Source organism: Acrocarpospora macrocephala (genome assembly GCF_009687865.1).
In the GTDB taxonomy this organism is placed as follows: Bacteria; Actinomycetota; Actinomycetes; order Streptosporangiales; family Streptosporangiaceae; genus Acrocarpospora; species Acrocarpospora macrocephala.
Genome location: NZ_BLAE01000007.1, coordinates 111,860 through 133,392, shown reverse-complemented (window position 1 = coordinate 133,392; position 21,533 = coordinate 111,860). Strand labels below are relative to the sequence as shown.

Genomic DNA, 21,533 nt, shown 5'->3' with positions numbered 1-21,533 from the left:
CGCGGCTCCTAGGCGAGAGGGAGCGGATCGAGGACGACCGGCCGTCCCAGGCGGGTGCCGCCGAGAAGCGGGAAGGCGGCCGGGGCGTTGCCGTACAGGCCGGGCACGACGACCCGCACCACCCGCAGACCGGTGCCGAGGATGTCCGGCGTGGTCAGGTCGACCGAGATCGCCCGAGGTTCGGGCAGCGGCTCGGGCAGCGTGATCTGCTCCGGATATCGGAGCCGGTCGAGGTTCGGGCCCTGCATGCGCGGATCGAGGTAGAGCTGGAGGTTCAGCTCCAGGTCGGTCAGGTCGTGCCAGTCGGCGCGGAAGTCGTCGCGGTAGGCGCGGTCCTTCCGATACGGCCGATAGGGATGGTCGGCGGTTTCGTAGGTCGCCGCGTCGAGGAGCTTGATGCTGTTGGTGTACGACACGCAGGCCTCGGTGAACGCCTTGGCCGCCGCCTCACCCGCCGTCGCCCGGCAGGCCGCGCCGAACCCGACGATGTGCTGGAAAGCGTCCTCGATGAACACGCCGACGACCAGGCGCCTGAAGTCCGAGGGGATACGCAGCAGCGTGACCGTGAGGCCCTGGGCCTCCGCGCCGGCGATGGCGCTGACCAGCTCATCGGGTCCGTCCAGCCGGAGCTCTCCGGCCGGGCCGCCGCGCATCCACCAGGTGGTCAGCGCGTCCCGCTCGTAGAGCTCGTTCAGCGCCGCCTCCTCAGCGGCCGCGCATCCCCTTCCCGCCGCGATCCCGGCGCTCATCTGAAAGTTCGTGTACGGCTCCCGCCTGCGGTTGAGCAGCACTAGCGCACTGGGCACGCACACCGGATCCCCGGTCGCCAGATCCCGGCCGGAGATCCAGTCCTGCACCAGCTCCCGGCTCATCGGCACGAACGGGAAACCCCGGGCGGCGTACTGGTCCGCCGAGTACAGCGCGAACTCCTCCGGGTCGACCGCGTTCGGCAGGTCCAGGTAGGCGGCCCGGGCGGTCGCCTTGGGCGGCGCGTTGCCGCAGTAACGTTCGACCGCCTCGCCGATCGCGGCGGCCCGCGCCCGCGCCGGATCCGCCAGCGCGGCGCCCCCGGCCACCCGGTCGGCCGGCCAGGGGGCGAAGGTCCGGGTGTCGGCCACGTAGGCCCGGTAGATGACGCACGAAGGAACGGCGCTCGGCTCGCGCACGACCTTCGTGATGACGCCGAGCCGGGGATCGACGAGGGCGGTTCCGGAAGGTTCGGTGAGCGACAGCACCGGGTGGTGCGTCACCTCGTTGTCCGTGGGGTCGAACTCGTACTGGCAGGCCGGGACGGTGCGTCCGGACAGTACGGCGAGCACGTCGGCGACGATCAGCCCGGCGACCACCGCCACCCCGCCGACGGATGGCCAGGGGACCGGCGGCGTGTCGCCCGCGTCCAGGTAGGCCCAGTGCGCGACGAGTTCCCCGGGCAGCCCCGAGGCCGCCAGCCGCCGCGCCCGCACATCGGTGTACGGCACCCCGCACGGCCCGGCGAAGAGCCGCAGCCCTTCCACGTGACAGCGATGCCACGGGACGCCTCGCTCCAGGCACCACCGGTCGATCTCCAGCCATTCGGCGTCCGGTAACCATCCGGCGCACGCCACGACCATGTCGGGAGTGCCGCCCAGCGGACCGCGTACCACCTTGACCTGCTGCTCCAGCAGCCGTTCCACCTGGTCGGCGACGGGCCCGTACCCCACGACATGGACCACCCCGGATGGCTCCACCGGAGTCTCACGGACCAGCAGCCCACGGTCCTCGAAGGCGCGCAGCAACTCTTCGTCGTCGGGTAGTTCACCGCGCGCGAAGGCGCGCATCAGTGCGTCGGGAGCGTTCACGAGGGTCACCCGGCCATCGGGTGCGTGCTGCCGCCACACCCCGTCGGGGCCTGGATGCAGGTGGTGCCCAGGGGCAAGACGCAACAATCGGATCCTCCGCGGTCGGGGGGTGCGGGAGACCGCGTGGGGCAGCGGCCTCCCGCGGGGGACTACTCGGCTTCGTCCTCGTTCCAGGCGAACGCCTCGTCCACGGCGGGCGTGTGCGCGCGGACGCAGACGCTCGTCTCGGCCAGCTCTTCGAACGTGGGATGTGCCATGGGCCGTCCTCCTTCGGATTGCTTGCCATTCGCAAGTGCGAACGATTCGCAACATAGATCGGCTCGCCGGACGGGTCAACCCATTGTTGCCTGAATCACGTTGTTGCGAAAGATTCGCAATAGGAGGACGCGATGGGTCGGCACACGCCCGGGAGCACGCCTACCACCTGCAGCACCGCAACGTCCGGCCCGACTACGTGGACGTAGGCGGAGCGGTCTTCGCGACGGAACGGGTCGGCGATGGTGCGCAGCGCATGAGGTGCGGTTACGATCTTGCGTCTCGAGGTTCGGGGAAGCCGGTATTGATCTAGGGCACCCAAATATGCTGCATTGATGGGTCATTCGTGTTGGCGGTGGCGGTCGGGGAGAGATGGCGAATATTGTTCTGTTTCACCACGTTCTGGGGCTCACGCCGGGCATCACCGCGTTCGCCGATGAGCTGCGGCAGGCCGGGCACATCGTCCACACGCCTGACCTCTTCGAGGGCCGTACCTTCGGCAGCATCGAGGAGGGGATGGGTTACGTCCAGCAGGTCGGCTTCGGTGCGGTGATCGAACGTGGGACCCGAGCGGTCGAGGACCTGCCCGCCGACCTGGTCTATGCCGGCTTCTCGCTCGGTGTGCTCTGTGCGCAGAAGCTGGCTCAGACTCGATCGGGCGCGCGGGGCGCGCTGCTGTACTACGCCTGTGTACCGCTCTCGGAGTTCGGCGACGCCTGGCCGGACGGCGTGCCGGTCCAGGTGCACGGCATGGACGCCGATCCCTTCTTCGTCGGCGAGGGCGACATCGGTTTCGCTCGGGAGGTGGTCGAGTCGGCCGGGCAGGGCGAGCTGTTCCTCTATCCCGGCGACCAGCATTACTTCGCCGACCGCACGCTGCCCTCCTACGACCCGGACGCCGCCGCGCTGCTGCTTTCCCGCACGCTGGCTTTCCTGCGGGTACCCCCCTTGGACCAGACCACCTAGAGGCCGGATTCCAGGAGTTTGCGGAGAGACTCGGCGCGCTCCTCGCCGTAGGCGACGTTGGTGTCGGGGCGGTGGTCGATGGTGAGGGTGCCGTCGATGAAGCTGAAGCCGGAGTCGCTGTAGTAGTCGCCGGCATTGCGGATGATGATGCGGGTGAGGCCCGCGCGGAGGGCGTCGCGGCCGAGCTGGTCGATGGTGACCCCGGCCAGGGCGTCCACCAAGGGCTGGAAGTAGACCTGCGGGAAGAATTCGGCGTAGGAGTCGGCGTAGTCGTTAACGGCAAGTTCGTCCCAGAACACCTCGACGGGTACGGCGAAGCCCGCCGCCTCCTCGATCCTGGTCGCCCACTGGGGGTAGTCCTCATTCTTGAAGCGCTCGGCGGCGCGTCGTTCCGCCAGGCCCATAGGGTCCTCCTTGTGACGGCGATTAGAGTACGGGCGATTCAGAGCAATGTGTTGAGCTGCCCGCGCAGCTCGACTCCCATGCCGCGGGGGAGCGCCGCGGTCAGATCGGCGACCACCAACAGCACGTCCGCATCCTTGCGCATCGACAGGGGTTCCCGCAGGGAGTGTTCGACACGAACCGCCCGAATTTGCGCCCATGCCTGTCGCCCGAGCTCGTCGACCGCCACCTCCTGGGCGGCCGCCCGCAGCTCGCGAAGCACCTGACTGAGATTGTGCAGCGCGGAGTCGGGCAGCGCCTCCCAGTCCACCTCCAGCGGAAACTCCGCCGTGGGCGCGTACCCGCGGCGCAGCGCGAGCCGGGTCACCGGCGAGTCTGTTGTCTGGGGCGGCAGGGCGCCCCCGGTGAGCACGTCCTGGAAGGGGCGGGGGTCGTCGACGGTGACGGTGACGACGTCTCGCGCGGACAGGTAGGTGAGCGCGAAACCCGAGTCGGGCGCGAGCACCACCACCTCGTGCCCGTCGTCGGCGCCCACCAGGACCAGCCGCCCCGCCACGACCTGGCCGTTGGACAGGCCCACCCGCACGACGGGAAGATCATCCTCCCCGAGCCCGGACTGCCCGGCCGCCCTCGCGAGCATCCTCAGCACGGCGGCGGGCGTGAGCGCGACGCTCGCCAGGGGAAGCGCGGGCTGCGACAGGCTCATGGGGGGTGATCCTTCCGGACGATCTCCAGGCGACACCGTACCGCCGGTCTCACGGGGTCCGGGGCGGAGTTATGAGAGGGTTTCCTGTGGCTTGTGTTTCGTGTCATGGATTGGTGGCCGGGAGCCGCGATACATCTACCATGCGCAAATCTCTGTTCGCGGCCACCCTCATCGCCGCGTCCCTGACCGGCGGCATCGCCGCCCCCGGCTTCGCCGACGCCGGTCACACCGGTGCCCAGTCCGGTCGCGGGTCCTCCTTCACTTTCGCCCTGCTCGGCGACACCCCGTACGGCGCGGCGCAGGAAGCCGCCTTCCCCCTGCTGGTCGACGACATCAACGCCGACCGGGACGTCAAGCTCGTCTTGCACGCGGGCGACGTCAAGAGCGGCTCCTCCTCCTGTGACGACGCGCACCTGACCGCGACGCTGAAGCAGTACCAGACCTTCGCAGACCCGTTCGTGCTGACTCCCGGCGACAACGACTGGACCGACTGCCACCGCGCCGCCGCGGGCGGCTTCCTGCCCACCGAGCGGCTCGATTTCTTCCGCCGCACCTACTACCCGGTGGCCGGGCGTACCCTCGGCCGCCACCCGATGAAGGTGGAGACCCAGGCGCGCGACCGCCACCACCGCGACTACGTCGAGAACGTGCTGTTCACCGAGAAGCGCGTCGTCTTCGCGACGGTGCACGTGGTGGGCAGCGCGAACAACCTGGCTCCGTGGGCCGAACTGCCCGGCGGCGACCGGCCGGAGCTGCGGCTGGCGGAGTTCGAGGCGCGCGAGGCCGCCGCCCTCGACTGGATCGACAACGCCTTCGACATCGCCCGGCGCACCCACGCCCCCGGCGTCCTGCTCCTGCTGCAGGCCGAGCCCACCCAGACCGAAGGGTTCGCCGCCATCCGCGAGCGCATCGTCGAGCGCTCCCGCGCGTATGGCAAGCCGGTCCTGCTCGTGCACGGGGACGAGCACGTCCAGGAGTCCGAGCCGAACTACGCCGGCGTGCCCAACCTGACCCGGCTGGAGACGTTCGGCGACACCGCGAGCCAGTGGCTGAGCGTCACCGTCAAGCCGAAGTCGCCCGAGGTGTTCACCTGGGAGCAGCGGACCGTCCCGGCCGCCTGACGCACGGAAACCCCCTGCCGCCAGTGGCGGCAGGGGGCTGGGGTGCTACCTCGCTGTGCAGGTCAAGGCGGGTACGGAGTTGGTCGCGCCGGCGTTGGCGAGGAAGCCGAACGCGGCGGTCGCGCCGGCCCCGAGGCTGCCGTTCCAGTCCAGGTTGCCGGCGGTGACACTGGCGCCGCTACTGGTGAGCGCGGCGTTCCACGACTGCGTGATCGCCTGGCCGTTGGCGTAGGTCCAGGTCACGGTCCACCCGGTGATCGCCGAGCTGCCGGCCCGGACGGTCACGTCGCCCTGGAAGCCGCCCTGCCAGGCACCCGTGATCACGTAGCTGGCCGAGCAGGTGCGCGCACCCCCGGAAGGGCTCGGTGAGGGCGAGGGAGAAGGACTCGGTGAAGGGCTCGGCGAGGGTGACGGTGACGGACTGGGGCTTGGCGAGGGCGAAGGGCCGGAACCCAGCGCCAGATCGGCATCGGTGAACGTCCCGTGCGCCGGGTTCACGTCGGCCTCGCCGCCCGCGCCGTTGCAGCCCCGGTCGGGGTTGAACATCAGGTAGGTGCCCGAACCGCAGGCGATGGCCGGCTCGGCGTCGCCGCCGACGACCACGTTCCCGCTGAGGTTCGCGCCACCCTGCACCAGGGCGCTGTCGCGGACGATCGCGTTGCCGGTGACCGTGGCACCGCTGTTGACCCAGGCCATGCCCTCGATCCGGGCGTTGCCGCTGACCGTGCTGTTGCCGTAGACCGCCGCCCGTGGCCCCACGTACGCGCTGGCCGGCACGTTGGCGCGGCTGTCGACCCAACCGCCGCCGTTGGAGTGCCACCGGCCGCCCGTGGGGGTGGGCCGGGTGTGCCCGGCCTCGTGCCCGTACGGGACGGCCCCCTCGATGCGGAACTGGTAGGGGTTGCGGTAGTTGCGCGGGTACCCGTCCAGGAACGCGTACTTGTGGATGACCCCCGGCGTGCCCGCCACGACGAGGAACACCTCCCGCTCACCGGCCTGTGTCTGGAAGCTGAGCGTGCTGTCGGTCGTCACGGTCACCGGGCTGTAGCGCGGCGTCCCGTTGCGTACGGCCACGAACCCGACCGCGAGACCGTTCTGCCCGGCGGCGCTGACGTGGGCCCGGATGCGTACCCGGATGAGGGCGCCGTCGCTGGCCGGGACGAGCCGGATCTTGTTGTATCCGTAGGTGGACGGCGCCAGCGCCTCGGGGATGCGGTAGTGCCCCGCCGCGGCGTTGACCGCCTCGACCGGATGGCCGTTGTAGATGGTCACGAAGGGATACAGCCGGTTGATGAAGGGCATGATGTCGGCGCGGTTGGCGTAATCCCAGGTGACGTTGCGCTGGGCGTACTCGCCGATGCGCCGGTTGAGCTCGGCCTGGGTGATTCCGGTCAGCCGCCGGTAGACCTCGAGCGGGTGCTCGGTGTTGCGGGCCTCGTTCCACATCCGGTTGAACATGGCCAGGCCGTCGCGTTCCTTGATGTACTGCATCAGCATCCAGTTGCCGTAGTGGTGCCGGCTGCTGCTGTAGGCCAGGTGCTCGGTGCGGATGAACCGGGTCAGGTCGCCGGCGGCCACGGTGGGGTAGACCTGCATCGCCATGAACTCGGCGCTGGTCTCCCAGAAGGTGCCCGCGGAGGCGTGGGTGAAGCCCATCCCCGAGCGGCCGAGGAAGGTGTAGTTCTGGAACACGTGCGCCAGTTCGTGGGCCAGCCCCCAGGATCCGGGCGCCGCGGCGGCGGGCGCGATGTTGATGACCCCCACCAGGCCGTCCACCGAGCCCCCGGTGGCCCAGGCGTCCAGGGCCGTGCGGTTCCAGGTCCGGGTGACGATGACGATGATCTTGTACTGGGCCAGCAGGCCGGTCTCGGGCGTGAACCGCATCGTGTTCACGTAGAAGTTGTAGAGGCTCTCCAGCTGATTGAGGATGTTGTCCGGGTCGAACCGGACGTCTGCCGGCGCGGTCAGCGGGTTGGTGCCGGACCGCTCGCCCCACAGCAGGATGAAGTTGGCCGACTCCCTGGTGCGATTCTGGGCCCAGGGCACCTCGCCCGTGGTCACCCAGCGGCTGGGGATGTAGACCGTCTTGGCGACGGCCGCGGAATGGGGGAGGGGCGTCGCGGCGAAGGCGGCGAGCACCAGGATGACGGTCGCGATGATGGAGCGGAGACGCGACCGGCGCGATTGAACCATCTGAGTCCTCACGGTTGCGGCCGATGCGGCCCGGCGCCGGCGGGGGTCCGCCCACCCGCGCCGAGGTACCCGATCCACACCCGGCAAGACCTTTTGTCGTCCACATAGTTTGCATTCCAAACAAATACTGTCAAGGTGGTCTCGCCCGATCGGGAGGGCTCTCGCCGCCGTCAGAGCGTACTGACCACGGTCGATCAGCTCCTGTGGGTACGGCCTGAGCTATGTAAGTTTCGGACCGAACCCGGGCACTTGACGATCGCTGAACGAGCGATTCATTTCTCGTCAAGTACGCCGATTTAGCCTGCGGACATGAGATATGCGCACGGAGCCGTGTCGTTCTCCAGCCCGGAGGAGCCCTAGATGCCAACCCGAGTCATCCGGCAGACCGTCGACCTCTCCGCCTATCCAGACCTCCTGGTCCTGTACCTCGGCATGCGGGTGAACCGGCTGTACGGTATCCGGACCTTCTTCAGTTTCGGCCGGAAGATCAGTGAGTCGGTCGCCGGCAAGCCGGACGGACTGCTGCTGCACGAGCCCGTCTACTACTCGTTCTTCCCGATGAACATGGGAATGCGCCAGTACTGGCGCGATCTGCCCTCGCTGCTCGCATTCGCCCGGTCGGAGCCGCATCGACAATGGTGGCTCGACTTCCTGCGAGATTCCGGCGGCACCGGTTTCTGGCACGAGACGTACTCGGCCAAGGGCGGTATGGAGGCGGTCTACGATGACGTGCCCAAGCCGCTCGGCTTCGGACGGTTCGCCGGGATCCAGCGCGCTCGTGGTCCCATGTTCGGCTCCGCGGCCCGGCTGGGACGTTCCGAAGACGGCAGCCCGGTCCTCAGCGAGAAGGACCTCTACGAGTCCTAGCCACGCGGAAACTTAGGTCTGGGTGTCGCGTACGGCTATCGGATATTCTCCCGGCCATGGGGCCAGGGGAAACCTCCAAGCTCGCGGCCGTCGAGGAGACTGTGCGGCATTTGCGCCCTATGCTGGAAGACGTCTGGCGGGCCCTCGATGCTCCGGACACCATCGGAGGGCGCTGGGAGGAGCTCCGGCTCGGGTCGCCGGGCAGCCCGCTGTTCGTCTGCGTCGACGCCATGGGCAACGTGCTGCATGCGCGGTATGGCGGAGGGTCCCTTTCGATCGTCTATCTGCCCGGCTGGTTCTTCGAGGTGGCGAGCAGCGCCCTTGGCCGGCTTCCGGAGCTGTCGACGACGACCGTGGTGGACGTCGAAACGGCGCAGCCGCTCTCCTTCGACCTGACCGTGGTGAACAAGGTCCGCGGCGCGACCGAGACCGTCAAGGTCCGGGCGAGCGGCGGCGGGGAGACCGGCTGGAGCTGGAGCTTCGGCGACGCCGCCGAAACGAAAACGATCGAATACGAACTCCTGCCCTTCGGCTACGCCTTCACACCCGCCCGCGGCTTCTGCGTCACGGAGTCGCCTCCGGACGGCGATCCGACACTGGACCCGGCGGCGCTCTATCACTGGAGCGCGATGCGGCTCCGGATCGCCGCCGCGCCCGGCGTCGGTTTCACGCAGGCGCCGCTCCTCGGTGAGGCCGCGTTGAGCGCGGCGCGCGCGGCCTACGTCGCCGGCGAAGCAGAGGTCACCTGCGACCAGGCGCTCATCCTCGAGTTCGAGCGCCACCGGCATCCGATGACGCTGCCGCCGCTCGGCGCGCCGCTCCGCCCGACGCCGTTGGCGGAGCCCGACATCGTGGCGAGCGCCGTGGCGATGCGCCACGCCTTCGGCGAGCAGAACGAGGCGCCCAAGCCCTTGGCCGTGCAGCAGACGCGCCCGGACGGCGTCGACCTGCTGCTGATGAAGCCGGATCTCCGCCGGCCACCCAGGGGACGCCCGTGGGGCTGGCAGCCGGACTGGCTGGTCAAGGCGGCGTACGCCCTTGACGACTTCGTCTTCTCGCTGGTGATAAGCGTTCTCGACACCTATGTCGAATGGCTCGGCGGGCTGCCGGAGACGGCGCCGGCGCTGATCCGCATCCGGGTCGATCCGGCGAGCGCGGCGGACCGCTTCGCCTACCGGCTCGACTACCTGGACCCGGACGGCAAGGCCTCCGCCGAGCCGCCCGCGAGGGCCGTGCCCGGCGGGCCGAGTTTCCGGCTGACGGTCGTCCGCACCGAGCAGGTGCGCGTCTTCCTGGACGACGCCATCGGCGCCGCCGGCGAGTCCGATCTGGAGGGCATCGTCGAGTACCGCGAGCAGGTCGCGGATTTCGACGACGTGCCGCTGGCGATCACGGCGGACGAGCAGGTCGACGTCGCGGACCTGCGGTCCCGACCGGCGACCATCGCGGAGATCCTGCAGATCGTCCTCTCGATCGGCGAGTTCATCCCGCACCCGGCCATCCAGGCCATGTACGACCTGCGCGACCTGGGCAGCGTCGGCGCCTATGTGCTGACCGGGAAGGACCTGTACGGCGAGCCCATGAGCGGTCTGGAGGCCGCCCTCACCCTCGGCGGCGTCCTCGTCCCCGAAGTCGCGGAACGCGCGGGCAGGTCCCTGCTGGCCTCCGGCCGCCGGGTCTTGACCGTCGGCGACAATCCGTCGGCTCGCCTGCGCGACGCGGCGGAGGCGGTCGAGTCCGCGGACGCGGCGCTGGCGAAGGCGACGGCCGAGCGCGCCGAAGCGAGCTCACCGTGAGCCCGCCGAGGGAGGTCCGGACACGCCTGGGAGAGCTCCTCGCGAACCCGCCGATCCGGTCCATGCCGGAGCAACTCGCGCTGTTGAACCAGCTCCAGCGCATGACACCGCAGGTCCGGGCGATCTTCGCCGCTGACCGCGCGCCCCGCTCGTTCGCGCGGGATCCCCGCGAGCTGATCGACCCATCCGGCCTCTGCCTGCGGTCCGGCTGGCTGCAGAACGCCTTCGAGGCCGTACGCGAGGACTTTCCGAACATCAGCATCGAGGGCTTCCTGGCCGGCGGAGACTCCCGGTCGCTGCTCCACGCCGTCGTCGACGCGTGGCTCGGCCCGGCCTCGGCGACGCTGCTGCGCACCTCGAATCCCGAGGAGTACGTCGACGCGCTCCGGCGGGCCTATCTCGATTTCAGGACGACGATGACGCCCTTCGACGGCGGCGTGTCCTACGGCTCGTACCGGTATCACGAGGGCTTCCACGTCGAGTTGCCGGACAATCTCAACGTCACGCCCATGAACGCGCCGGTCGGCCCGGACCTGCACTACCCGCCCTACGGAAGTAAGGTGACGAAGCGGGGCCACCGCTCGATCGGCATGGTGATGGCGTCGCGGGTCTGGAACCGGGAGATCCCGCTCACCGCGCGTGACGTGGAACTGTTCCGTGAGCTGCAGGTCAGAAGCTACGACGAGGTGCACGCGTGGGACTACGACCCCGACTTGCTGCTCTCCGAGGTGCAGATCGCGCACATGATTTCGACCGGCGAGGCGCCGATCTACAACTTCAGCTACGAGCAGGGGCCACCTAGGGCGCGCACTGTGGTGCAGGCGCGGTGGGAACTCGCGGCCCGGCTCCAGGACGAGAGGATTCTGACGGTCGATAAAGCCGAACTTGAGCAGATCCGGTCCCGGATTGGCAGTGACACGGTCCGGCGGTCCGGAAATTCGCTCGACTTTCGCAGCCGCTACGCCCGTGATCCGTACTACCGGCTGTCGAGGGACGAACTGTTCGAGATGGCGCTGGCGCGTCCTAAGGCGCTGGACGTGGCCGTCCTGGTCAACGAGTGGGAGCATGTCGGGGGGACTCAGCGTTTCATCAGGGTCATGGGTGACTGGGTCCGGCGGCTGCGCAATCAGTACCCGAAGAAGTCCGATAAGTTTCCTCAGGAGTTCTGGGCGAGTCGGCTTGCCATGATCACCGGGGCGTCGGAGCCAAGCAATCTGCATCTGCTGGGGCGATGGGACCATGCGCGGACCGACCTCGAGGCGGGGCGAAACTTCATCGGAACCCGGCTCGACCGCTACGGAAACCGCGCGATTCCGACGCTGGACGAGGTGTCCCTTTACACCTATGAGCAGCGCGCGGAGGGGCGCACGGGGTTCACGTTCCCGTCGGGGGAGACCTTGGGGTCATTCCCCCTTACCGATTTCGACCGGGCCACCGACGCCGTCGTCGGATTGGACCAGCGGACCCTGGCCGAACTCATGAGCGCGTTGCAGGAGGACGAATGGCAGAGCGCGCTCAGGTTGCTTCAGGACGCGGACCGTCGTGAGGAGTGGAACGGGCTCGTGCGAAGGCTCAATCTGCAGGTCGATTATTACGGCATGCCGGCCGCCCTGCGTTTGCCGGAAATCTAAAGGTGAGGACTGATGTCAGAGGCTTCGTTACGTTTCGTCCAGCTGCGCCGTACGAGCGATCCGGACGGCTCGTGCTCGACCGGACCGAAGGTCGTCACGGAAGTCGTCGATTTCGGTGACGACTGGTCGCCGCAGGTGAAGGAGGCGGTGACGGCGGGCGACCGCGAGCAGGCCCTGGCTCTGCACACCGCGCGGGCAGCGGAACGCGACGACCTGCTGGAGGACGTCGGGCGGCTGGCCTTGGCCCTGCTGCTGCGCGCCGCCATCGACTCGCGCCTCACGGTCGGAAAGCTGCGCGCGGTCATCGCCGAACGCCGGATGGCGCCGGACCCGCCCCGTGGCGCGGTCGCCGACTTGACCCGCTGGGCCGTGGACATGATCGTCCTCGGCCGGTTCCTGGGCAGGCCGAGGGGCGCGGCGGCGGCGCTGACCCGCCTCTTACGCGGCATCGCGCTGCTCCGCCTCGCGAGTTCGAAGGCCGAGGACGCCTGCCTGGTCCGCACGCTGATCGGGGGCCGCGAACTGGAGCTGCCGCCGCCGCCGAAGCCGGTTCCGCCGCCGGACCCGGACGCCGAGCGGGTCAAGCGGTTGTCCGGCCTGAGCGTCGAGGTCGGGCGTCTCCTGACCCGGGCGCGTGCCGCCGGCAAGCCGGACCCGACGCTCGCCGACATGCAGTCGGGCGGCTTCAAGGACCTCCACCCGGCCATCGAGGCGACGGCGCTCGCCGCCGCCGAACTCGGGGTGCCGCCCACCGCCACGCTGCGCGGCCTCCGCAAGGTCCTGGACACCGAACGCGACGTCGCCCGCCGCCGGTCGAGCACGGCCGAGGCCGGAGACTTCGAGGCCACGGTCGAGGCCGAGACGGCCTACATTCCGCCGAGCGTGCCGGTGCTGAAGGCCCAGGCGCGGATCGCGGGCCGCGGCGACCTCATGATCATCCGTACCACGCATCTGCGCTACGAGCCCGGCGAGATCTCGCACATCGAGAACGTGCTGGCCAGCGAGGTGCGGGCCCGCACTCACGTCGTCGACACCCGGACCAGTGAGACGATCACCACCTCGACCCAGTCGATCTCCGAGACCACCCGGGAACTGGAGACCACCGAGCAGAACAGCCTCGACCGGGCGCTCCAGACGGCGGCCACGCAGAGCACCTCCATGTCGCTGGGCGTCAGCGTCTCCGGCGGCTTCGGCCCGATCCAGGCCGGCGTCGACATCAACGCCGACCGCTCCACCACGACGGAAACGAGCATGAGCTCGGCCGTCTCGTACGCCAAGACCATGACCGAGAGCGCCGCCGAGCTGCTGCGCACCGAAGTCTCCCAGCGCCGCACCAGCATCAGCACGACGCGCGTGACGGAGACCAACGAGCACAGGTTCGACAATGCGGGCGGCTCGGCGAACATCGCCGGCGTCTACCGCTGGCTCAACAAGGTCGACCAGGCCCAGCTCTACAACTACGGCGAGCGGCTGATGCTGGAGTTCATCGTCCCCGAGCCGGCCGCGCAGCTGGTCTACCTGGCGCAGCAGGACACCGATCAGGGCGCCGTCCCGAAGCCGGCCGGCTGGTTCCTGGAGATCGAGGAGCTGACCGAGGAGAATTACGTCGCCAAGGCCGCGCGCTGGGACGTGCTCGGCGTCGAGCCGCCGCCCGAGGAGGAGGTGTTCGCGACCGCGACCTTCGCCGATCCGGCGGCGCGGCCGTTCGACTACCCCAGGAACACCACCGACAAGTCCCAGCCGGAATGGGGCTACAGCTCCTACGTCGGCGAGGTCGGCGTGCCGAACGGCTATGCGGCCGGCGACGCCTACGTGACCGTCACCTGGGCGTTGGAGAGCGGCGAGTATTCCACCGAGGGGGGCCAATCCACCCAGGCGGTGCAGATCGCGATCGGCGAGAAGCGTGTCACCGTCAGCGACGCGGACGACGGCGAACTCACCGTCCCGCTCGACCATGTGCTTCCCGGGCCGCTGCCCATCGGCCTCAGCGCCGATCAGCGCGGCGGCCTCACGGTGGTGGTGCGGGTGCGCTGCGAGCGTACGCGCGCCGCCTTCGAGGCGTGGCGGCTGCGCACGTACGAGACGATCCGCGCCGGTTATCTGGCGCAGTCGTCCGCCTACGAGAACGACCAGCGACGGCGGCAGGCGCGCGAGGCGTACCGGTCCGACCAGCCTTCCTCGGTCAATCGGCGCGTCGAGCAGGCGGAGTTGAAGCGGGCGTGCCAGACCGTGCTGAGCGGCCAGGATTTCGACCTGTTCGGCGCGCTCACCTTCCCCGCCGACGACGCCCCGCGCATCAACCGCATGGAGCTCGCCAAGGAGGCCGACTACATCCAGTTCTTCGAGGACGTCTTCGACTGGGAGAACATGGTGTATCTGTTCTACCCGTACCAGTGGGCCGGGCGGGAACGCTGGGGCACGCTCCGGGCCCGGACCAGCACGGATCCGACCCACGAGGCGTTCCTGCGGGCCGGGGCGGCCCGGGTGATGGTGCCTGTCCGGGCGGGGTACGAGCACGCGGTCGGGGATTACTTCGCCACCTCGGAGGTTCCGAAGCTGTCGCCGAAGCGGTGGCGCGGCCGCTCCAACCCCTATCCACCGATCGAGGAACTGATCGGCGACGCCCTCGACCGGCCGGGAATGGAGATCGCCGTCGACGAGCCCTGGGAGATCGTCACGCCGACCTCGCTGATCTATCTCCAGCCCGACGCCGAACTCAACCCAGCGCCTTGAGCAGGTCGCCCCCCGCGTCGGCCGCTGCTTGGGCTTGGACGTCGGGGCGCGGGCGCTTGCGGCGACGAGGAGGGACCGTCAACTTGACGGGCCCACCCGCCTGGACCTCCGTCGGCGTGGTCGACTTGGTGGAGTTCTCAGGAGTATCGCCATGCGGCTTGACCTGGACGGATGAATAATCGGCACGCGCAAGGCCGAGTTGAACGTGGCGGCTGGAGAGAGGAGATGAAGGTCGGTTACTCAATCCAGCCAGGGGCCGCCGAACAGATCGAGCGTTCGCAGTCCTCCCCCGTGCAGGGGACCTCTGCCCGCGTTGGTCGCGTCCCGGCCCCAGGATCATCAGTTGGTCGCCAACCCGCCGAATAACGGGTCCCGCTGGAGGGATGGCTTCGCCTGTCCAGGTCAGCGCATCAGCCTGAGTGGCAGTCTCTGTAGGCCACGGAAGCTGACGTTAGGTCGCCAGACCAGGTTCTCGCTGGTGAGTTCAATCCTGGAGTAGCGTCGTAGTAGCTCCGTCAGCACCACAGAGGTCTCCAGCTTTCCCAGCGCGGCGCCGATGCAGTAATGGGGCCCACTGCTGAAAGCCAGCGTTTTTGTTCCGGTACGAGTCAAGTCGAGGCGGTCCGGGTCGCAGTAGCGTGCCGGATCACGACTGGCCGCCCCGAAGAGCAACATCACCTTGGCCCCCGCAGGAAGCGTGACGTCCTCAAGGGCGACGTTGTCGGTCAGGAGCCTGGAGACGATCTGCACGGGGGCGTCGTAGCGAGTGATCTCGTCCATGGCATCAGTGATCATCTCCGGGTTCTCGCGCAGCATTCGCAACTGGTCGGGATGCCGGAGCAGCGCCAGCAGACCGTTTCCGATCAGATTGACAGTTGTCTCATGACCTGCGACGAACAGAAACAGAACATTGGCGATGATCTCGCAGTCAGTCAGCCGGACGCCATCGACCTCAGCGTGCACGAGCAGAGACAGGATGTCTTCTCGTGGTGTTGACCTGCGCTCGTCGAGCTGCTCGGCGACGTATTCCCGAAATTCTACTTCCGCCGTGTTCATGCCGGCCGTGTCCTCGAACGTTATCGAGGGGTCGATCACGCGACTTATTTGTTCCGTCCAACGGCGGCACTGGTCTCGATCGTACGAGGGCAAGCCCAGAAGCTCGCAGGTCACGGTCACCGGAAGGGGCAGTGCGAGACTGTCGATCAGATCGGTCTCACCTTCGCCCACGGCGTCGAGAAGCCGGTCGGTTTCAGCGGTTATACGTGGCCGCAGTCGCGCTACGGAGGCGCGGGTGAAAACCTTGCCGATCACGCCGCGGATCCGCCTGTGTGCGGGCCCGTCAAGCATGAGCATCCAATTTCGCACACTCTGCAGGAGCGGGCTGTCCGCGCCGCCGCGGCGGTTGGCCCATGTGGTGTTCCGATAGAACTCACTCGACGCCCCTGGTGCGCACAGTACGGCGTCGACGTCGGCGTAGCGGGAAAGAACCCAATAGCCGAAATGTGATTGATGAATCGGATCAGTCTCGCGGAGGCGTCGATAGACAGGATATGGGTCCGTACGTATCGATGGATCTCGCGGGTCGAAAGTAATAGACATTTCCATCCTGTTGTACGAGTGGACGAGCCGGTCAGACCGCGCGGATCCGGTGCACGAACTCGGCCAGGTCGGCCATTGCCGCATTGCCTTGCGACGTGGCGAAATCGTTGACGAGCCGGACCAGCGCCTCGTATGCCTCGGTATGGTCGTAGGACGTGGCGTCCGCGATTTTCAGTGACCACCGCCAGTACCCGTTCAGCGTGTCCGCCAGCGGCATCCGAAAGGTGGACAGCACGTCCTTGAGATCCGGTACGCTCGCCGCGAGCCCGTGCCGCTTGACGTAGGCGCCGACGAGTTCGGAGTAGAAGGCGAAATGCCGCGCCTCGTCCCTGGCCAGCCGATGCAGCAGATCACGCAGTACCGGCTCCGTGGCCACCGTCCTGAACCGCTGGTAGAACAGCTGCGTGGCCTTCTCCTGCACCAGCGTATAAGTGAACGCCTGCAGCGGGTTCTCGTAGGGCAGTGCGAACTTCTTCCGGCCCTCCTCGGCCAACTCCCGCATCAGTGTGTCGGGGTCGCTGATGCCGGCCTCGATCTGGTACCTGGTCAGCACCGAGGCGTGTCGTTCCTCCTCGTTAGCCCAGGAGATCAGGAAGCGGAAGTACTCCCGGTTGAAGCAGAACTCCTCGATCGCCAAATCCTCGCCGGAGACGGGGAAGGCGCCCAGGAAATAGGTGAGATACCCAGGGATATGGTCCTCGATGAAGGTGATGAACCGGACCACCGACCGGTCGGTGTCGGTGAGTTCCTCAGGCCGCAGCGACGCCCAGGACAGCTCGTCGATCGACCACTGCCGCGTGCCGGCGCGGCTCACCGCCTTCCGCGTCAGCTCCCGGATTTCCCCAGGGTCGACGAACTTTCGCAACCGCTGGGAATCGGACTCGGGCAGGGTCTCGGTCATGGTGCCTCCGTTGGACCCATCCGGGATTTCAGTGCGCTCAACGCGTAGTGCTTGGTGGTGTAACCCCAGCCGGCATTGGCCGTGCGGAGATATCGGATGAGTGGCTCGCTCATACCTGGCGCCACCAGTTCGACGTGGTCACGCGCGGCCCCAACCCGCCGTTCCCACTCCTCGATGGTGCGGTGGTAGTGCGCGGTGAGGTCGGCGAGTCCTGTGAGGCTGAACCTGGCCGATTCCACGGCCTCTACCAGCACCGACAGCGGCACCATGTCGGCGAATCCGAAAATGCCCTCGGTGACGTGCTTGGTACCCGGCCGCTGCGAAAACTCCTCATAGGCGGCGTGGTCCCGGAAGCAGCTTTCCGACAGGTACAGCGACCCGCCGCCCCGTAACAGCCCGTACACCTTGCGCAGCACCGCAGTCCGGTCGGGCATGTGCACGATTGAGCCGAGCATGGTGACCGCGTCGAACGGCCCGGCCACCTCGACGTCGGTGAACGAACCGAGCTCCAGCGCGATCAGCTCGGCCACGCCCGCCTTCTCCGCTTGCGCCCGGATGTATTCGGCCTGTGGGCGTGACGGGGTGACGCCGGTGGCGTGGCAGCCGTACTCCTGCGCCATGAACAGGATCAGGCTGCCCCAGCCGCAGCCGACGTCGAGCAGCCGCTCACCGCCGGTGAGGCCCAGTTGCCGCGCGACGAAGTGCAGCTTGTTCGTCTGCGCCTGGTCAAGATCAGAGTGCCCATTGGTGTACAACCCGGAGCTGTACTTCAGCCGCCGGTCGAGGTAGATGCCGAACAGTTCGGCGGGCAGCTCGTAGTGCTTGTTGGTTGCCTGATACGCCTCTTGCGGGGTCAGTGTGGTCATGACCCCGCCAGATCCCCGCTGACGTGCTTCTCGACCAAGGTGACCAGCTCGTCGATGGTCCGCGCGCCGAAAATAGCCTCATCGTCGAACTCGACGTCCCACCTGCGCTCCAGTTTGGACACCACACGTAGCAGCTTCAGTGAGTCTGCACCGGGCAGTTCCTTGAGCACGTCGGCGCCGTTGAGCTCGGCGGCGGAGATCTTCAGCTCAGCAGCGATGCATTCGGCCGTGACTGAGGCGATCTCTGCACGGGTGGTGGCGGATTCGGTGGTCATGTCTCTCCAGCTCCATGGTCGAAGTAGTGCCGGACGCGGCTGAAGGCGGCGTCGTCGAGCTTCATCAGTTCTCTGGCCTGCTCGGATCGGATCGGCTGGTAGGTGCCGGTTGCCATGACGTGTAGCTCGTCGCCGGGCCCGGTGATCGTGGCCTCGGTGTGCAGCACCCCGTTGCCCCTGCCGCTTACCCGCGCGACGGTCAGGTACCGCTCTCCCACCATGAGAGGGGCCAGCATCCTGCTGCGTAGGGTCACGGAGAACGCAAGCATGCCGTGGATCAGCGTGAGGGTGTCGCCCATCACCTCGTCCACCAGGACGTTCACGATGCCGCCGTGCACGATTCCCGGGTAGGAGGCGTAGCACTCGGAGAACGTCGTCTCGGCGGCGTAGTCGCCGTTCGACAGCCGTTGCATGCGCAGCTTGAGCCCGACCGGATTGTGTGGGGAGCAACCGAAACAGTTGAACGAGGGCTCCGAAATCCAGGGGAACTCGATCTCCTCGCCGAAGGTGTGCTGGGCGGTCATACGACGACCACGTCCTTCGACGACTCGTCGGCTATCGCCCGGCGCACGTCGGACATCTTGGTCAACTTGTAGCCGGTGATCTGCGAGAAGTACTTGAACAGCTGTTCGCAGCACTTCGCCCACTCCGCGCCGCCTTCGTCAACCTCGGCGAAGTAGGCGAACATCTCGTCGATGGTCTCGTGGTTCGCCAGCTCGGGCAGGTTTCCCTTGAACCGGCTGACCGGGTGGCGGTACAGATCGCGCGTGGTGCCCATGTAGACGTACAGGGTCTCCACTACTGACGCGCATTCCTCCGGCCGTTCGGCCAGTTGCACCGCGGTGTAGTGGACGAATTCCCGCGCGTGCCGCGCCTCGTCGCCGCTGGCTTTCCGCAGGATCGCGGCGAGCACCGGCTCCCGCATGCTGCGGGCGACGCACTTGTAGGCGTGCGTGGCCAGCACCTCGCAGATGACGTTGGTCGCCAGCGTGGCCGCCCTGGTCACCCCCGGCGGGTACGCCGCACGCATCGAGGCGATCGTGCTGTGGTCGATGTTGTGCCCTGCCAGCTGTAGCCAGGTCTGGAAGGCGAGGTGGTGCTGGATCTCCTGGTAACCCCAGATGCACGCGAACTGGGAGAAGTCGTAGTCCATGGCGAACTCGTTGAGCAGTCCGTGGGTGGCTGCGATGACGTTGGACTCGCCCACGATGGCGCCCTTGGCGAACACGATATGTTCGGGCAGCACCAAGTCAGCTCGGAACTCGTCCCACGGGATGTGGTGCATTTCCCAGGTTGCGTGCTGGTAGGCCGCAAACACCCGGGCACTGTGCATCCGTTCGTCCTCGAGCAAGGGCACCCCGGCAGGCGACCGGGTTTTGCTGTTCACACCAGTTCTCCTTGGTCTCGACTTCCGGTGGCGGGGAACACCCCTTCATCGTCACCGGCGGTGACGCGCTGGGCGGCGAGTACGCGTTGCCACTTGCCGCTGGTGGTGCGGGGGATCCAGCGGGGCTTGACCGCGTAGACCTCCACCTGGGCGAGGTCCAACTCGGTGGCCACCCGCCTGCGGACTTCCTCGCGTACCAAGGCGGGATCCCCCCTGGTCTCCACGATGACGCCGATTCGCTCGCCACCCTCGGCGTCGGTGTCGGGGAACGCGACGCAGCGGCGGCGGTAGACGCCTGGCACGGTGCGCGCGACGTTCTCGACGTCGTCGGGGAAGAAGTTCTGCCCGTGCACCACGACCATCTCTTTGCGCCGCCCGGTGATGTACAGTTCGCCGTCGAGCAGGAAGCCGAGGTCGCCGGTGCGCAGCCAGCCGTTGTCGAACACCGCCGCTGTCGCTTCGGGGTTGCGGAAGTACCCGGTGGTCACCGGTTCCCCGGCGATCTGGATCTCCCCGAGCGTGCTGTCGGCGGCCACCACCCCGTCCTCGCCGACGATCCGCAGGTCGATGCCGTGCACGGCGCGGCCCACCGCGACGACCGGTTTGGCCGCGGGCGCGGTCTCCTCGACAGTGCGCACGACACCGGTCCTGGCCAGTTCGTTGCGGTCCACCGCGCGGATCGTCGCGGTGTCGCCGGGGTTGGGGTAACTGATCGACAGGGTGGCCTCGGCCATGCCGTACACCGGGTACATCACCGATGGGTCGACGCCGCTGGGTGCCAGCGCCTCGGTGAAGCGCCGGACGGTGGCCGCGCTGACCGGTTCGGCGCCGTTGAACGCCAGCCGCCAGCTGGACAGGTCGAGGGTGGCCAGTCGCTCCGCAGGGACGTTGTCGAGTATGTAGTCGTAGGAAAAGTTGGGGCCGGTCATCATGGTGCCGCCGCGTGCGGCCAAGTACTCGAGCACCGCGCCCGGCCGCCGCAGAAAGGTGATCGGGGGGAAGACGTGGACGTCGGCACCGTTGAGCAAGTGCGACTGCAGGCCGATCAAGCCCATATCGTGGAAGGTCGGCACCCATTGGACGAACACGTCGTCGGGACTAAAGGCGCCCGACACCACGCAGGCTTGCAGACCGGCCACGGTGGTCCGATGAGGCAGCATCACGCCCTTGGGCATGCTCGTGCTGCCGGAGGTGAACTGGACGATGGCAAGTGCGCCGGGATCGACGGCGGGCAGGGTGAGCACGCTGCCGGTGCCGCTGGGCGAAGGCGGAGACAGCAGGGCCAGGCCAGTGCTCACCGTGGTGAGTTCGCGGCCGAGGTCGTCGTAGTCGGGGTCCAGTACGAGGTGGCGCATGCCCGCGACGGCCATGATGCGCGAGAGACGGCGCGCGGTGCCCTGCACACCACCGAAACCGGCCTGGACCGGCAGCACGCTGACCGCCGCCCCGGCCCGCCAGAGCCCGAAGATCGTGGTGAGGAACCTGGCGGCGGTGGACACCAGTACGCCCACGATCTCACCGGGTCGCACCCCGGCGCGCAGGAACTCGTGTGCGCCCGCCGCGGAAGCGGAGTCGAGTTCCGCCGCGGTGATCTCGTCGCCCGCGGTGGGGAATCTTGCGCAGGAATCCGGTGACGCCTTCGCCAACCGGGCCAGGCTCTCCCCCAGAGTCTCTCCGTCCAGCAGGGCGGGTCGCACAGGTGGCTTCACGCTGATTCCCTTCGTGGTCAGCGAAGTCCGGATCTTGCTGGTTACCGGATCGGTCGAGCGGTCAGTCGGCGGTGAGTCGAGGCGCGCGATCTGGACGACAGAAGGCAGGAACACCTCACACCGCGTGCTGTTCGACGGGCCTTCGACAGCGCGAATAGCCCGGTTCGCTTCGTGGATATCGCGGACCGGAAAACAAATTCCATGATGCCGGATCCGTGTGGGTACCTTCCCGAGCATCATCACACGGATGTGTATGGCGACAAGCTGGCGATGGAAATACTAAGGAAT

Annotated in this window: 17 protein-coding genes; 6 read left to right on the top strand and 11 right to left on the bottom strand. The window is 67.9% G+C overall.

From position 1 onward, the window contains the following. Positions 1–8: 8 nt before the first annotated feature. On the bottom strand, positions 9–1,922 hold the full coding sequence (locus Amac_RS06395; protein WP_218040901.1) for a YcaO-like family protein: 1,914 nt from the start codon (positions 1,920–1,922) through the stop codon (positions 9–11). Positions 1,923–2,465: 543 nt separating this feature from the next. Between Amac_RS06395 and Amac_RS06390 the strand changes: the two genes are divergently transcribed. Then, the gene (locus tag Amac_RS06390) at positions 2,466–3,059 is read left to right on the top strand and encodes a dienelactone hydrolase family protein (RefSeq protein ID WP_155353377.1); all 594 of its coding nucleotides are present in this window, start codon (positions 2,466–2,468) and stop codon (positions 3,057–3,059) included. Here Amac_RS06390 and Amac_RS06385 read toward each other — a convergent pair. Together Amac_RS06385 and Amac_RS06380 are read right to left on the bottom strand one after the other, a co-directional pair. Continuing rightward, positions 3,056–3,463, bottom strand: coding sequence for a hypothetical protein (locus Amac_RS06385; protein ID WP_155353376.1), 408 nt, complete (start codon positions 3,461–3,463; stop codon positions 3,056–3,058). The two genes, Amac_RS06390 and Amac_RS06385, sit on opposite strands and share 4 nt — an antisense overlap. 38 nt (positions 3,464–3,501) lie before the next feature. After that, complete coding sequence (locus Amac_RS06380) at positions 3,502–4,167, bottom strand: hypothetical protein (protein WP_155353375.1); 666 nt, start codon at positions 4,165–4,167, stop codon at positions 3,502–3,504. A 140-nt stretch (positions 4,168–4,307) separates the two neighbouring features. Between Amac_RS06380 and Amac_RS06375 the strand changes: the two genes are divergently transcribed. Next, complete coding sequence (locus Amac_RS06375) at positions 4,308–5,288, top strand: metallophosphoesterase (RefSeq protein ID WP_155353374.1); 981 nt, start codon at positions 4,308–4,310, stop codon at positions 5,286–5,288. A 45-nt stretch (positions 5,289–5,333) separates the two neighbouring features. Here Amac_RS06375 and Amac_RS55885 read toward each other — a convergent pair whose 3' ends face one another. After that, complete coding sequence (locus Amac_RS55885; RefSeq protein WP_246268105.1) at positions 5,334–7,481, bottom strand: DUF6055 domain-containing protein; 2,148 nt, start codon at positions 7,479–7,481, stop codon at positions 5,334–5,336. A gap of 360 nt (positions 7,482–7,841) precedes the next feature. Here Amac_RS55885 and Amac_RS06365 point away from each other — a divergent pair, with 360 nt between their 5' ends. From Amac_RS06365 to Amac_RS06350, 4 genes are all read left to right on the top strand, one after another. Beyond that, on the top strand, positions 7,842–8,348 hold the full coding sequence (locus tag Amac_RS06365) for a monooxygenase family protein (protein ID WP_155353373.1): 507 nt from the start codon (positions 7,842–7,844) through the stop codon (positions 8,346–8,348). 56 nt (positions 8,349–8,404) lie between these two features. Next, positions 8,405–10,144, top strand: a complete 1,740-nt coding sequence (locus Amac_RS06360) for a hypothetical protein (protein WP_155353372.1) — start codon at positions 8,405–8,407, stop codon at positions 10,142–10,144. Positions 10,145–10,206: 62 nt separating this feature from the next. After that, entirely contained in the window at positions 10,207–11,775 is a 1,569-nt protein-coding gene (locus tag Amac_RS06355; RefSeq protein ID WP_155353371.1) for a hypothetical protein, read from the top strand. Positions 11,776–11,787: 12 nt separating this feature from the next. Next, positions 11,788–14,508 (top strand): hypothetical protein, encoded by a 2,721-nt coding sequence (locus Amac_RS06350; protein WP_155353370.1) that lies wholly within the window; start codon positions 11,788–11,790, stop codon positions 14,506–14,508. A gap of 402 nt (positions 14,509–14,910) precedes the next feature. On the opposite strand, the gene Amac_RS06345 is transcribed toward Amac_RS06350, so the two are convergent. The 7 genes from Amac_RS06345 to Amac_RS06315 all read right to left on the bottom strand — a co-directional run bounded on the left by Amac_RS06345 (position 14,911) and on the right by Amac_RS06315 (position 21,245). Then, complete coding sequence (locus tag Amac_RS06345; RefSeq protein WP_170322351.1) at positions 14,911–15,819, bottom strand: cytochrome P450; 909 nt, start codon at positions 15,817–15,819, stop codon at positions 14,911–14,913. Between the two features lie 319 nt (positions 15,820–16,138). Further along, positions 16,139–17,008, bottom strand: a complete 870-nt coding sequence (locus Amac_RS06340) for an acyl-ACP desaturase (protein ID WP_155353368.1) — start codon at positions 17,006–17,008, stop codon at positions 16,139–16,141. After that, the gene (locus Amac_RS06335; protein ID WP_155353367.1) at positions 17,005–17,874 is read right to left on the bottom strand and encodes an SAM-dependent methyltransferase; all 870 of its coding nucleotides are present in this window, start codon (positions 17,872–17,874) and stop codon (positions 17,005–17,007) included. The genes Amac_RS06340 and Amac_RS06335 overlap by 4 nt, the downstream gene beginning before the upstream one ends. Then, complete coding sequence (locus Amac_RS06330) at positions 17,871–18,149, bottom strand: acyl carrier protein (RefSeq protein ID WP_155353366.1); 279 nt, start codon at positions 18,147–18,149, stop codon at positions 17,871–17,873. The genes Amac_RS06335 and Amac_RS06330 overlap by 4 nt, the downstream gene beginning before the upstream one ends. Continuing rightward, positions 18,146–18,673 carry a PaaI family thioesterase gene (locus Amac_RS06325; protein WP_155353365.1) on the bottom strand — a complete coding sequence of 176 codons (528 nt, stop codon included), beginning with the start codon at positions 18,671–18,673 and terminating at the stop codon, positions 18,146–18,148. Before Amac_RS06325 ends, Amac_RS06330 begins: the two co-directional genes overlap by 4 nt. Then, complete coding sequence (locus Amac_RS06320) at positions 18,670–19,536, bottom strand: ferritin-like domain-containing protein (RefSeq protein WP_155353364.1); 867 nt, start codon at positions 19,534–19,536, stop codon at positions 18,670–18,672. Before Amac_RS06320 ends, Amac_RS06325 begins: the two co-directional genes overlap by 4 nt. Next, positions 19,533–21,245 (bottom strand): AMP-binding protein, encoded by a 1,713-nt coding sequence (locus Amac_RS06315; RefSeq protein ID WP_218040900.1) that lies wholly within the window; start codon positions 21,243–21,245, stop codon positions 19,533–19,535. Before Amac_RS06315 ends, Amac_RS06320 begins: the two co-directional genes overlap by 4 nt. Between the last annotated feature and the right edge of the window lie 288 nt (positions 21,246–21,533).